General features: G+C 72.6%; 11 protein-coding genes. 10 read left to right on the top strand and 1 reads right to left on the bottom strand.

Annotated features, from left to right (window positions below; all coding sequences use genetic code 11):
* Nucleotides 1-45: 45 nt before the first annotated feature.
* The 8 genes from IE332_RS29715 to IE332_RS29750 all read left to right on the top strand — a co-directional run bounded on the left by IE332_RS29715 (nt 46) and on the right by IE332_RS29750 (nt 9,812).
* Nucleotides 46-414, top strand: a complete 369-nt coding sequence (locus IE332_RS29715) for a DUF742 domain-containing protein (protein WP_189922335.1) — start codon at nt 46-48, stop codon at nt 412-414.
* Nucleotides 395-1,141: a GTP-binding protein gene (locus IE332_RS29720; protein ID WP_189922337.1), complete on the top strand. Its 747-nt coding sequence runs from the start codon at nt 395-397 to the stop codon at nt 1,139-1,141. Before IE332_RS29715 ends, IE332_RS29720 begins: the two co-directional genes overlap by 20 nt.
* Nucleotides 1,138-2,382 (top strand): cytochrome P450, encoded by a 1,245-nt coding sequence (locus IE332_RS29725; RefSeq protein ID WP_189922339.1) that lies wholly within the window; start codon nt 1,138-1,140, stop codon nt 2,380-2,382. The genes IE332_RS29720 and IE332_RS29725 overlap by 4 nt, the downstream gene beginning before the upstream one ends.
* A 124-nt stretch (nt 2,383-2,506) precedes the next feature.
* Complete coding sequence (locus IE332_RS29730) at nt 2,507-3,721, top strand: cytochrome P450 family protein (RefSeq protein ID WP_189922341.1); 1,215 nt, start codon at nt 2,507-2,509, stop codon at nt 3,719-3,721.
* Between the two features lie 368 nt (nt 3,722-4,089).
* Nucleotides 4,090-5,478, top strand: coding sequence for an ABC transporter substrate-binding protein (locus tag IE332_RS29735; RefSeq protein ID WP_189922343.1), 1,389 nt, complete (start codon nt 4,090-4,092; stop codon nt 5,476-5,478).
* Between the two features lie 197 nt (nt 5,479-5,675).
* Complete coding sequence (locus tag IE332_RS29740; RefSeq protein ID WP_189922345.1) at nt 5,676-6,743, top strand: carbohydrate ABC transporter permease; 1,068 nt, start codon at nt 5,676-5,678, stop codon at nt 6,741-6,743.
* A complete protein-coding gene (locus tag IE332_RS29745) occupies nt 6,740-7,771 on the top strand; it encodes a carbohydrate ABC transporter permease (protein ID WP_229929020.1) in 1,032 nt (343 codons plus the stop codon). The genes IE332_RS29740 and IE332_RS29745 overlap by 4 nt, the downstream gene beginning before the upstream one ends.
* Nucleotides 7,772-8,291: 520 nt before the next feature.
* Complete coding sequence (locus IE332_RS29750; protein ID WP_189922348.1) at nt 8,292-9,812, top strand: DUF4153 domain-containing protein; 1,521 nt, start codon at nt 8,292-8,294, stop codon at nt 9,810-9,812.
* 141 nt (nt 9,813-9,953) lie between these two features.
* Here IE332_RS29750 and IE332_RS29755 read toward each other — a convergent pair whose 3' ends face one another.
* On the bottom strand, nt 9,954-11,501 hold the full coding sequence (locus IE332_RS29755) for an MFS transporter (protein WP_373313874.1): 1,548 nt from the start codon (nt 11,499-11,501) through the stop codon (nt 9,954-9,956).
* Nucleotides 11,502-11,952: 451 nt separating this feature from the next.
* On the opposite strand from IE332_RS29755, the gene IE332_RS29760 reads away from it, so the two are divergent.
* Together IE332_RS29760 and rnhB are read left to right on the top strand one after the other, a co-directional pair.
* Nucleotides 11,953-12,504 carry a TetR/AcrR family transcriptional regulator gene (locus tag IE332_RS29760; RefSeq protein ID WP_189922350.1) on the top strand — a complete coding sequence of 184 codons (552 nt, stop codon included), beginning with the start codon at nt 11,953-11,955 and terminating at the stop codon, nt 12,502-12,504.
* A gap of 215 nt (nt 12,505-12,719) precedes the next feature.
* Nucleotides 12,720-13,418: a ribonuclease HII gene (gene rnhB, locus IE332_RS29765; RefSeq protein WP_189922352.1), complete on the top strand. Its 699-nt coding sequence runs from the start codon at nt 12,720-12,722 to the stop codon at nt 13,416-13,418.
* Nucleotides 13,419-13,507 lie beyond the last annotated feature (89 nt).

Raw genomic sequence — 13,507 nt, forward strand, 5'->3', positions numbered from 1 at the left:
CGGCGCCGCCGGCCCGAGCGCCGCCACACAGGAGGGCGCGGGGATATGACCGACGGGCCGGTGCTGCCGGGCCGCGACGACGACCCGGACCGCCTCTACACCATCACCAAGGGCCGAAGCCGCTCCCCCGAGAACGCCTTCGACCTGGTCACCCTGATCGTCGCCGAACGGCAGCCGGCGTCGGGGATGCAGTCGGAGCACGTCCGGATCCTGCGGATGTGCGAGGCCCCGACCGCCGTCGTGGAGGTGGCGGCGGAGCTGGCGCTGCCGATCTCGGTGGTGAAGATCCTGCTCGGCGACCTGCTGGAGTCCGGGGCGGTCACCGCCCGCCACCCCAGGTTCGCGCCGAACAAGGCCCGGCTGCCCGACCTCGACACGCTGAAGCAGGTGCTGCATGGCCTCCAACGGCTCTGACGTCCGGCCCGCCGCCCCGCGGACCCCGCTGCGGGCGACCGCCGACAACGCGCTGAAGATCGTCGTGGTCGGCGGCTTCGGCGTGGGCAAGACCACGCTGGTCGGCTCGGTCAGCGAGATCCGCCCGCTGAACACCGAAGAGGTGATGACCCGGGCGGGGGAGGGCATCGACCCGGCCGGTGACTGGGGCAAGCGCTCCACCACGGTCGCCTTCGACTTCGGCCGGATCACCCTCTCCGCGCGCCAGGTGCTGTACCTGTTCGGCGCGCCCGGACAGGAGCGCTTCTGGTTCCTCTGGGACCGGCTGTTCAGCGGCGCCCTGGGCGCGGTCGTCCTGGTGGACACCCGGCGGCTGGAGGAGTCCTGGTACGCGATCGACCGGCTGGAGCACCACGGCACCCCGTTCATCGTGGCCCGCAACAACTTCGGCGAGCCGACCCACACCCTGGAGCAGGTCCGCGAGGCGCTGGACCTGCCGACCGAGGTGCCGCTGGTGGACTGCGACGCGCGTGACCGCGAGTCCGGCAAGCGGGTGCTGATCGAACTGGTCCACCACCTGGCGGCCCTGGCCGGGGCCGACGAGGCCGCCCTGGCCGGGATCGACGAGGCCGTCTTTGCCGGGGCCGACGAGACCGCCGGGGCCGACGAGACCGCCCTGGCCGGGACCGACGAGGCCGTCGCCCCGGCAGCGGCCCCCACCGCGATGTACGAGGAGAGCACCCCGTGACCGAGCCCGCCGCCACCCCGCCCCCGGGCTGCCCGGCGCACGCCGGCGCCACGCCGCTGTACGGGCCGCGCTTCCAGACCGACCCGGCCCAGCTCTACCGCGAGCTGCGTGCCGCGCACGGCCCGGTCGCCCCGGTCGAGCTGGCCGGCGGCGTGCCCGCGTGGCTGGTCATCGGCTACCGCGAGCTGCAGCTGGTCACCGGGCAGCCGCAGTTGTTCGGCCGGGACTCCAGCCGCTGGCACGCCTGGGAGACGCTGCCCGCCGACTGGCCGCTGAAGCCGATGATGGCGCCGGTGCCCTCGATCCTGTACGCCGAGGGCGAGGAGCACGTGCGGCGTTCGCGCGCGGTCACCGACGCGCTGGCCGGGATCGACCCGTACGAGCTGCGCAAGCACTCCGAGGAGATCGCCGACCAGCTGATCGACGAGTTCGCCGGGCGCGGCGAGGCAGACCTGGTCGCCGAGTACGCGCACCGGATGCCGCTGCTGGTGCTGTGCCGGGTGTTCGGCCTGGACGAGGAGCAGGCGCCGCAGCTGATCGCGGCGCTGCTGGCGATGCTGGACGGCGGCCCGGACGCGCCGGCCGGCGCGCAGCGGCTGCTGGAGCTGATGCTCGCGCTGGTCGAGGAGAAGGCCGAGTACCCCGGCGCCGACGTGGCCTCGCGGATGCTGGAGCACGAGGCGGGGCTGACCCACGACGAGGTGATGCGCGACCTGCGGGTGCTGCTGATCGCCGGCCACCAGCCGTCCTCGTACTGGATCTCCAACGCGCTGCGGCTGATGCTCACCGACGAGCGGTTCGCCGCCTCGCTGGCGGGCGGCCGCCGCAGCATCAGCCAGGCGCTCAACGAGGCGCTCTGGGAGGACACCCCGACGCAGATCTTCGCCGGGCGCTGGGCGGTCCGGGACACCCAGCTGGGCGGTCAGCGGATCGGCGCGGGCGACATGGTGCTGCTGGGCTTCGCCGGGGCCAACGCGGACCCGTCGGTCCGGCAGCCCGACGGCCGCCCGGCCGAGGGCAACCGGGCGCACATGAGCTACTCGTACGGCGAGCACGGCTGCCCGTTCCCGGCGCAGGAGGCGGCCGAGGTGATCGCGACCACCGCGATCGAGGTGCTGCTGGACCGGCTGCCGGACCTGCGGCTGGCGGTGGCGGAGCACGCGCTGGTGTGGCGGCCGTCGGCCTGGGTGCGCGGGCTGGTGGCGCTGCCGGTCGCGTTCACCCCGGGCCACCAGGCCTGATCCGTCGACGTTCGTCGCCGTTCGCCGACACCCGTCGCCGTTCGCCGACACCCGTCGCTGTCCGTCGACACCCGGCCCGATCGGCCGGGACCCGTCGACGCCCGTCGTCCGAAAGAGAGTTGCGATGACTGCTGCCCCGGCCCCGATCGTCCTCGACCCGCTGGCCCGTGACAACGCGGCCGAGGGCGCCCTGCTGCGGGCCGCCGGCCCGGTGGTGCCGATCGAGCTGCCCGGTGGCGTGGCCGCCTGGGCGGTGACGCAGCACGCGGCGGCCCGCGAGCTGCTGACGGACGCCCGGGTGGTGAAGGACGCCGCGCACTGGGGGGCCTACCAGCGCGGCGAGGTGCCGAAGACCTGGCCGCTGATCGGCCTGGCGGTGCCCGGCCCGAGCATGGTGACCACGGACGGCGCCGAGCACCGCCGGCTGCGGGCGCTGGTCGCGCACGCCTTCACCCCGCGCCGGGTGGAGCTGATGCGTCCGCGGGTCGAGGAGATCACCCACGCGCTGCTGGACGCCCTGGCGGCGGGGGAGGCGGAGGTCGACCTGAAGACGGCCTTCGCCTTCCCGCTGCCGATGACGGTGATCTGCTCGCTGCTGGGCGTGCCGGAGTCGGAGCACGGCGTGCTGCGCGACCTGTACGAGCGGTTCTTCGGCGTCAAGCCGGACCCGGCGGGCATCCAGGCGACCATCGCCGGGCTGAACGCCTTCGTCAACGACCTGGTGGCGCAGCGCCGTTCGGCCCCCGGGGAGGACCTGGCGAGCGTGCTGCTGGCGGCCGACACCGAGGGCGGGGCGCTGACCGACGCGGAGGCGGCGGCCACCCTGCGGGTGATCATCGCGGCCGGTCACGAGACCACGGTGAACCTGATCGGCAACGCGGTGCGGGCGCTGCTGGCGCACCCGGAGCAGCTGGAACTGGTGCGCGCGGGGAAGGTGTCCTGGGACGCGGTGGTGGAGGAGTCGCTCCGCTGGACCCCGCCGACCAGCAACTTCCTGTTCCGCTTCACCGCCGAGGACGTCGCGGTGGGCGACGTGGTGATCCCGGCGGGCGAGCCGGTGCTGGTGTCGTACAACGCGATCGGCCGCGACCCCTTGCAGCACGGGGTGACGGCGGAGCTGTTCGACATCACCCGGGACCCGAGCCGCCACCTGTCCTTCGGCCACGGCCCGCACGTCTGCCCGGGCTCGCCGCTGGCCCGGCTGGAGGCGGCGATCGCGCTGCCGGCGCTGTTCGAGCGGTTCCCGGACCTGTCGCTCGCGGTGCCGGACGCCGAGCTCCGGTCGAGCGGGTCGCTGGTGGTGAACAGCCTGCTGGAGCTGCCGATCCGGCTGTTCTGACGTGCTGGTCTGACGCGCCGGTGACGTGCTGTTGTGGCGCGCTGTCGTGACATGCTGTCGTGACATGTCGTTCTGACGTACCGTCACGACATGGGCCCCGTCCGGGTTTCCGGGCGGGGCCTTCGACTTCTGGTGGCGGCGGTTCGGAAATCGCCTGGTCGCGGGTCACGGTCGGGACACCGGGTCGTGAAGGTCGAACGTGGACCTTGGCGGGGGGCTGCTGCTGCGTTAACGTCTTCGATCAGTCCGGCCCGCCCGCCGGTCGCCGCCCGTCAGCGGCCGTCCGCGATCCCTGCACGCCCGTCTCCGGTACAGCGCGATGTCGTTCAGCCACCGTCGGCAGCAATGCCCTGGCGAGGAGGACCGCATTGACTCCCAACCCGACCGCGCCGCATCCGAGGCACCGCCGCCGTCTGGCCGCCGTGCCCGCCCTGGTGGCGGCACTGGCGCTGACCGCGGCCTGCTCCAACAGCTCCGGCGGCTCGGGTGACGGCGGGGGCGGTGCGGCCCAGACGCTGTCCGGCGACTGCGCCAAGTACCAGCCGTACGCCGGGCATTCGGGCACGACCGTGACGATGTTCGCCTCCATCCTGAGCCCGGAGTCGGACAACCTGGAGAAGTCCTGGTCCGAGTTCAGCAAGTGCACCGGGATCAAGATCAGTTACGAGGGGTCGAACGACTTCGAGTCGCAGCTCCCGGTCCGGGTGGCCGGCGGCAACGCCCCGGACTTCGCGATCATCCCGCAACCGGGCCTGCTGGCGCAGATGGTGAAGAGCGGCAAGGTGGTCAAGCCGCCCGCCCAGACGGTCGCCAACCAGGACAAGTGGAGCCCGATCTGGAAGACCTACGGCTCGGTCAACGGCACCTTCTACGCGGCCCCGATGAGCGCCAACATGAAGTCGCTGGTCTGGTACTCGCCGAAGGCCTTCACCGCGGCCGGCTACGAGACGCCGAAGACCTGGGCGGACCTCATGGCGCTCAGTGACCGGATCGCGAAGGCGGGCGGCGCCAAGCCCTGGTGCGGCGGCATCGCCTCCGGTACGGCCACCGGCTGGCCGGCCACCGACTGGCTGGAGGAGGTGGTGCTGGGCAGCTACGGCGGTGAGGTGTACGACCAGTGGGTCGGCCACCAGGTGAAGTTCTCCGACGAGAAGATCACCACGGCGATGAAGACGGTCGCCGACTGGATGCAGAACCCGGCCTGGGTCAACGCGGGCTTCGGCGACGTGAAGTCGATCGCCACCACGACCTTCCAGGACGCCGGCACGCCGGTCCTGAGCGGCAAGTGCATGATGCTGCAGCAGGCCTCGTTCTACGAGGCGCAGTGGCCGAAGGGCACCAAGGTCGGCCCGGACGGGGACGTCTTCGCCTTCCACCTGCCCGCGGTGAACCCGTCCGTCGCCAACCCGGTCGAGGGCGGCGGCGAGTTCCTGGCCGCGTTCGCCGGCCGGCCCGAGGTGCAGGCGGTGCAGAACTACCTGTCCAGCTCGGACTGGGCGAGCAGCCGGGTGAAGACCGCGACCGGCTGGGTCTCGGCCAACCAGGGCGTGGACAAGAGCCTGTACACCGACCCGATCGACAAGCTGTCGGCCGAGGCGCTGACCGACCCGGCCGCCACCTTCCGCTTCGACGGCTCCGACCTGATGCCGGCCGCCGTCGGGTCCGGGCAGGAGTGGAAGTCGCTGACCGCCTGGTTCGCCGAGGGGCAGTCGATCCAGAAGACGGCCGCCGACATCGACGCCGCCTGGCCGCAGTAGCCGGGGGCCGGCGCCCGCCGCCCGGCGCCCGGTTCGTCGCCCGGCCCGTGTTGTTCGCGGGTGCGGACACGGGCGCGGGCGCGGGCACGGGCGGTGGGTGCGGGCACGGCGCACCGAGGACCACCTGTCGAGGGCGGTGCGGGGCCACCCACCCGCACCGCCCGCCCCTTCCCACCGACTCGAAGGGACACGCAGCCATGTCCGTATCCGGATCCGCGTCACCCGTCGCCGCGTTGGCCGGCGCCGCGTCACCCGTCGCCGCGCTGGCCGACGGGAGACTGGCGGGCGGCGCCTGGGGCGACGCGGCGGTCAAGTTCGGCAACACCTTCGGCGCCGTCGCCGGCTTCCTCGGCATCCTGCTGGTGGTCTTCCTGGTCGCCGGGCGGGCCCGCGGCCGGCTGGCCCGCCCACTGGCCGTCGGGGTCTTCCTCGGCCCGGCGGTGCTGCTGCTGGCGGTCGGCCTGGTGGTGCCGCTGGTCCGCACGGTCTACCTGAGCCTGCAGAACGACGACGGCAGCCGGTTCGTCGGCGGCGAGAACTTCGGCTGGGCCCTCACCACCGACTCGGTCCAGGAGGTGCTGCTCAACACCCTGCTGTGGCTGGTGGTCGCCCCGCTGGTGGCGACCGGGCTGGGGCTGGTGCTGGCGCTGCTGGTGGACCGGATGCGCGGCCAGGCGGTGTACAAGTCGCTGATCTTCATGCCGATGGCGATCTCGCTGGTCGGCGCCTCGATCATCTTCAAGTTCGTCTACGAGTCGCGCGGGCCGGGGCAGCCGCAGATCGGCCTGCTCAGCCGACTCGCCGTCGCGGTGGGCTGGGACGACCCGCCGAACTGGCTGCTCTCCCAGCCGCTGAACACCTTCCTGCTGATGGCGGTGCTGGTCTGGGTGCAGACCGGCTTCGCGATGGTGGTGCTGTCGGCGGCGATCAAGGCGATCCCGGACGAGGTCGTGGAGGCGGCCCGGCTGGACGGCGCGAGCGGGCTGCGGCTGTTCTGGTACGTCACCGTGCCGATGATCCGTACGACGGTGATGGTGGTGCTGACCACCGTCATGATCATCACGCTGAAGGCCTTCGACATCGTCCGCACCATGACCGGCGGCAACTTCGGCACCCAGGTGCTGGCCAACGAGATGTACTCGCAGTCCTTCGTGCAGTTCAACACCGGGCGGGGCAGCGCCCTCGCGGTGATCCTCTTCCTCGCGGTGCTGCCGCTGGTGGCCTACAACATCGTCCAGCTGCGGAAGGAGCGTGAGGTGCGGTGACCTCGCTTCGGAAGGACTCCGTCCCGGAGGGTCCGGTGCCGGAGGACGGCGTACCGGAGGGCGCGGTACCGGGCCGACGTGTGCGCGGGCGCGGTGGCCGCGGTGGTCCCGGGGGCCCGGCGGGCGTCGGCGGTCCGGTCCGGAAGGCCTTCAGCAGTCCGCTGGCCTCGGTGTTCGTGATCGCGATGACGGTGCTCTGGACGATCCCCACCCTGGGCCTGCTGGTGACCTCGCTGCGGCCCAAGCAGGACGTGACCTCCAGCGGCTGGTGGACCGCCCTGCTCCACCCGGACTTCGGTCTCGGCAACTACCGTTCCGTGCTGTTCGAGGGAGGTTCCGGGGCTTCCACGGGCCTGCTGCCGTTCCTGGTGAACTCGCTGGCGATCAGCGTCCCGGCCACCGTCTTCCCGCTGGTGCTCGCGGCGATGGCGGCCTACGCGCTGGCCTGGGTGCGGTTCCGGGGGAGCGACGCGGTGTTCTTCACGGTGTTCGCGCTGCAGGTGGTGCCGCTCCAGATGGCGCTGATCCCGCTGCTGCGGCTGTTCGCCGGCGGCGCGCACCTGGGTTCGCTGACGCTGATCCCGGCGGTGGACCTGAAGGGCAGTTACGCGCCGGTCTGGCTGGCGCACACCATGTTCGCGATGCCGCTGGCGGTGTTCCTGCTGCACAACTTCATCGCCCAGCTGCCGCGCGACCTGATGGAGGCGGCGGTGGTGGACGGCGCCTCGCACTTCAAGATCTTCCGCTCGATCGTGCTGCCGCTGAGCGCCCCGGCGCTGGCCTCGTTCGCGATCTTCCAGTTCCTGTGGGTCTGGAACGACCTGCTGGTCGCGCTGACCTTCGCGGGGGGCACGCCGGAGGTGGCGCCGATGACGGTGCGCCTGGCGCAGCTGTCGGGCTCGCTCGGCGGGCGCTGGGAGCTGCTGACGGCCGGGGCGTTCCTGTCGATCATCGTGCCGCTGATCGTCTTCTTCAGCCTCCAGCGGTACTTCGTCCGGGGGCTGCTGGCCGGGTCGGTGAAGGGGTAGTCGATGGCGGGAGGGTTCTGAACGTGTTCAGAACCAACTTTTGAACCTGTTCAGAATGGTCTACAGTCGGCAGCGGAGGCGGCGCCCGTCGCGCCCGCCGGCGGACTGCCCCGAGGGCGGATTCCGCATGCCCGTTGACCACTGAGGGGGACTCATGTCCGCTCTGCCCACGCCCGCCCCAGCCGATCCGCCACCCCTGCCCGGGGCGGCCGGCCCGCGCGGTCCCGGCGGTTCTGGTGGTCCCGGCGGTTCTGGTGGTGCCGGCGATGCTGATGGTGCTGGCGGTGTCGGTGGTGCGGCCTACGCGGAGGGGCCGGGGGGACCGCTCGGCCCGGGTGGCCCTGAAGGTCCCGACGGGCCGTACCCCTCGGACGACCCGTACGACCCGTACGGTCCGTACGCCGCCTCGGATCCGTACGCCGCGTCGGGTCCGTACGACAGGTCGGGCTCCTACGGCGCGGCCGGTCCGTACGGTTCGTCGCGTCCGTACGGCGCGGCCGGTCCCCGGCGCTCGCCCGGCGTGCGCGTGGCGGTGGGGGAGAGCTGGCTGCGCCGCAGCGACCCCGAGCGCCGGGCGGCGGCCACGCCCCGGGTGATGCTGGCCGCCCTGCTCACCGGCCTGCTGACGGCCTGGCTGCTGTACGACGGCCTCGGGGTCAACCTGCTGGTCTGCGGTGTCGTCGTCGCCGTCGGGGCCGGTACCGCCGCCCGCACGGCAGGTCGCCGGATCCGGCCCTGGACGGCCGTCTGGAGCGTGGCCGCCGTCGCCCTGCTCGTCGTCCCGGCCGTCTGGAACGCGGGCTGGCCGGCCGTGCTGGCGGCCGTGGGCGCGCTCGGCCTGGCCTCGCTGGCGCTGCACGGGGGGCGCCGCTGGCCGGGTGTGCTGCTCGCCCTGCCCGGCTTCCTGTGGCAGCCGGTGCCCGCGGTGGGCTGGGTCCGGGTCGGCCTGGAGGTGCGTTCGCTGCCCGGACGCGACCGGATCGTCCCGGTGCTCAAGGCGCTCGCGGTCGCCGCCGTCCTGCTGACCGTCTTCGGCCTGCTGTTCGCCAGCGCCGACGCCGGCATGGCCGACCTGATGGGCAACCTCAGCCCGGACCTCGACCTCGGCCGACTCCCGGCGCGCGCGGCGCTCTTCGTGCTCGGGACGGTGACCGCGCTGGGCTTCGCCCACATCGCGGCCGGCCCGCGCCGCTGGGACCGGACCGAGATCCGGCCGGGCCGGGAGCGGCGCCGGCTGGAGTGGGCGCTGCCGTTGGTCGCGCTGAACCTGATGTTCGGCGCCTTCACGGTGATCCAGGCCGTGGTGGTGCTCGGCGGCGCGGACGCCGTGCTGAGCACCACCGGGATGAGCCGCGCCGCGTACGCCCGGCAGGGCTTCTGGCAGCTGAGCGTGATCACCGTGCTGACCCTGGCCGTGGTGGCCGTCGCCAAGCGCTGGGCGCCGCGCACCACCGGCGCTGACCGGCGTCTGGCGAAGGTCCTGCTCGGGCTGCTCTGCGTGCTGGCGCTGGCCGTGGTCGCCGCGGCGCTCGGCCGGATGTGGTTCTACGTGGACGCCTCCGGGCTCACCCGGCTGCGGCTCTGGGTGCTCGTGGTCGAGGTCTGGCTGGGCGTCGTCTTCCTGCTGCTGATCGCCTCCGGGCTGACCGGCCGCACCGGCTGGCTGCCGCGCGTCGTCGTCCTCAGCGGGGTGCTCACCCTGGCGGTCTACGGACTGATGGGCCCGGACGCGATCATCGCGAACCAGAACGTCACCCGGTACGAGCGGGCGCTGAAGACCGACCTGGCCACCGCGACCATGGACCTGCGCAACGTCCGCACGCTCTCGGCGGACGCGGTGCCCGCCCTGGACCGCCTCCCCGAGCCTCAGCGCAGCTGCGCGATGCAACTGATCAACGAGGACCTGCGCGGGAAGGCGAAGCCCTGGTACGCGACCGACCTCGCGGCCGCCCGGGCCCGGCAGGTCCTGAAGGAGCGGCCGCTGCTGGTGCAGTCGCCGGCGGAAGTGCGCTGGCTCTGCGACCTGACGGGGCCGCGGTAGGACGTCGGGGCGCGAGGGTGCCGGGGTGCCGGGGTGGCGGGGTGGCCTGCGGACAGCGGAAGGGCCGGCCGGGAGCGTGCTGCTCCCGGCCGGCCCTCGGCGTCGTTCTCCGGCGTCGCTGTCCGGCGCCGTACTCCGGCGTCAGTGCATCGCGACGGCGGAGTCTCCGCTCGGCAGGTCGCCGGCCTTGGCCTTGATCGCGAAGACCGCGACCAGCAGCGCGACCGCCGCGAGCGCGGCACCCACGATGAAGCCGTGCGAAATGCCCTCGGTGAGCACGGTGTTGGCGGCGTCCGTGCCCGCCGGGAACTCGTGGTGCTGCTGGAGGTAGGCCAGCTGGTTCGGGCTCGCGCTCTGCATGAACTTCGGCATCTGCGTGGCGGCCTCGGCCGTGGCGTAGTGCGCGAAGACCGTGGTCAGGATCGACAGGCCGAGCGAACCACCGATCTGCTGCATCGAGTTGAGCAGGCCGGAGGCGGCGCCGGTCTCCTCGCCGGGGACGCCCGCGACCGCGAGCAGCATCACCGGGACGAAGATCAGGCCCATGCCGAAGCCGAAGACCACCGTGGGGCCGAGCACCCCGTCCAGGTAGCCGCTGTCCTTGCTCATCTGGGTGAGCCAGCTGAGGCCGACGGTGACCAGCAGCGCGCCGCCGGCCATGAACGGCTTCGGGCCGTACTTGGCCTGGAGGGTGGACGCGATCTGCGCGGCGATGATGATCGCGACGCTGATCGGCAGGAAGGACACGCCGGCCATCAGCGGGCTGTAGCCGAGCGGGCCCTGCACGAACAGCACCACGTAGAAGAAGATGCCGAACATGGCCGCGGCCAGGCAGAGCATCATCACCAGGCCGCCAGTGCGGTTGCGGTCGGCGAACAGGTGCATCGGGGTGATCGGCTGGTCGGTGCGGCTCTCGATCACGAGGAAGGCGGCCAGCAGGATCACGCCGGCGGCGAAGGAGCCGAGCGTGATGCTGTCCGACCAGCCGTCCGAGGCGGCCCGGATGAACCCGTAGACCAGGCCGACCAGGCCGAGCGTCGAGGTGAGCGCGCCGGGCAGGTCGAAGCGGCCCGGGTAGCGCTTGGACTCGGCGATGTAGCGCGGCGCGGCGACCGCGATCAGCACGGCGATCGGCACGTTGACGAAGAACACCCAGCGCCAGTTCAGGTACTCGGTGAGCAGACCGCCGGCCAGCAGGCCGATCGCGGCGCCCGAGCCGGCCACCGCCGAGAAGACGCCGAACGCCTTGTTGCGTTCCGGCCCCTCCTCGAAGTTGGTGGCGATCAGCGCGAAGGCCGTCGGCGAACAGATCGCGCCGCCGATGCCCTGGAGCGCGCGGGCGGCCAGCAGCAGGGTGCTGTCCTGGGCGAAACCGCCGAGCAGCGAGGCCAGGCCGAAGAGCAGGGTGCCGAAGATGAACACCCGGCGGCGGCCGAGGATGTCACCCGCACGACCACCGAGCAGCAGCAGCCCGCCGAAGGTCAGGGTGTAGGCGTTGATGACCCACGACAGGTCGGTGGTCGAGAAGCTCAGGGCGTCCTTGATGTGCGGCAACGCGATGTTCACGATGGTCGCGTCGAGCACCACCATGAGCTGGGTGGCCGCGATGACGGTCAGGGTGATGCCCTTGCCCCGCCCCTTCGTGGCCTTCGGTGGTGGGTTCTTGCTGAGCGTGTCGGAGATAGCCACGAATGTGCCCCCTGCTGGCTATGTGCTCGGTGCTGTGGACCCGGCGGACCCGCCGGACCCGCCGGTGTCCGGGCGCGGTGCTGCGCCCTTGCGCAGACCGGGAAGGAACGGGATCGTTCACTAATCTGGACGATAACCTGTGCTTGATTGTGAACGCAAGCGTTCCTTAAGGGTGGTGGCGATGGAACGGTTGGTGCGACGCCTGGTGGCGGACCGGTCCGGTCGGTCCGCGGGGCGGTCGACCGGCAGGGCGGCGGGTGCGGCGGCCCCACCTGCGGGGCCCGCGGGTGTTCCGGGCGTCCCCGGTGTTCCGGGCGTCCCCGGTGTTCCGGCTGTCTCGGTTGTGTCCGACGTCCCGGTGTCGGGGGGCCCGGGGGCCGAGTCGCCCCTCTGTCCGGTGCGGGCCGCCCATCAGGCCCTGACGCGGCCCGGGAGGCGCCGGGGGAAGGAGTTGGAGAACGCGATCTTCGAGGCCACGCTCGACCAGCTCACCTCCGGCGGATACGCGCGGCTGACCATGGAAGGGGTCGCCGGCGCGGCGCGGACCGGGAAGGCCGCGCTCTACCGGCGCTGGGCGTCCAAGGACGAACTCGTCATCGATGCCCTGGACGCCACTCTTCCACGCCCTTACGACACCCCCGACCTCGGGTCCGCCCATGACGAACTCCTGCAGCTCATCGGGGCGTTCACGACCGCGGTGACCTCCCGGGTGGGCGCCGCCCTCCACGCGCTGATGGCCGAGATCGACCAGGAGCAGGCCGAGGTCTTCAAGGGCTTCATCGAGGACCGGGTCATCGGGCCGACCACGGCGACCATCCTGGAGATCCTCCGCCGCGGCGCCGAGCGCGGGGACGTCCGGCCGGGCGCGGCCACCCCGCTGGTGGCCGACGTCATCCCGGCGATGCTGCTCTACCAGGCCAAGATCCGCGGATTCCAGGACCTGGGGCCGGACTTCGCGGCCAGGCTGGTGGACGAGGTCCTCCAGCCGATCATCCGCGCCTGAGGGCTCGGCGGGAGCCGGGGCTCGGCCTGGCCGGGCCGGGCCAGGCCAGGCCGGTGGTCGGGGCGAGGTCGGGGGCGCGGTCGTGGCCGTGGCGGGGTTGCGGGCGCGGGGCCTGGGCCAGGGCCGGGGACGGAGTTCGGGGGCGGGGACGGAGTTCGGGTGCGGGTGTGGGGCGGGCTTAGGCTGGAGGCCGCCCCAGCTGAACGGAAGCCGCCATGCCCATCGTCCCTCCGACGCACTCCGTCGAACGCTCGCTCCGCCGGGCCGGCGCCAAGATCGTCGTCGGCCTGGACGAGGTGGGGCGCGGCGCCTGGGCCGGACCGGTCACCGTGGGTGCGGCCGTCACCGGCCTGCGCAAGGCGCCGGACGGGCTGACCGACTCCAAGCTGCTCACCGAACTGCGCCGCCAGTCGCTCGCCCCGGTCCTCGCCGACTGGGTCAGCGCGTACGCCCTCGGGCAGGCCTCGCCGCAGGAGTGCGACGAACTCGGCATGACGGCGGCGCTGCGACTGGCCGCCGTCCGCGCGCTGGAGGCGCTGCCGGTCGAGCCCGACGCGGTGATCCTGGACGGCAAGCACGACTACCTGGGCGGCCCCTGGCGGGTGCGCACGGTGATCAAGGGCGACCAGTCCTGCATCTGCGTCGCCGCCGCCTCGGTGCTCGCCAAGGTCCACCGCGACGGCCTGATGGCCGAACTGGGCGAATCGTGCCCGGAGTACGGCTTCGCCGCCAACGCTGGCTACCCGTCCCCGGTGCACCGTGCGGCGCTGGAGGAACTCGGCCCCACCGAACACCACCGGCTCTCCTGGGCGTACATGGACGGACTGCCGAAGTGGCGTCACCTCAAGCGTGTCCGGGAGGTCGTCGGCGCGGGTCACGCGTCCGCCGACGAACAGTTGACGCTCGGTTTCTGACGGTCCGTCTGGAATTGCCCCAGGTGGGGGTGGCGGCGATCTGGTGCCCGAAGGGTGGGGCGCCCGTGCGCGTTCGACCGGCATTTGAT

This window comes from Kitasatospora xanthocidica, from assembly GCF_014656195.1.
In the GTDB taxonomy this organism is placed as follows: domain Bacteria; phylum Actinomycetota; class Actinomycetes; order Streptomycetales; family Streptomycetaceae; genus Kitasatospora; species Kitasatospora xanthocidica.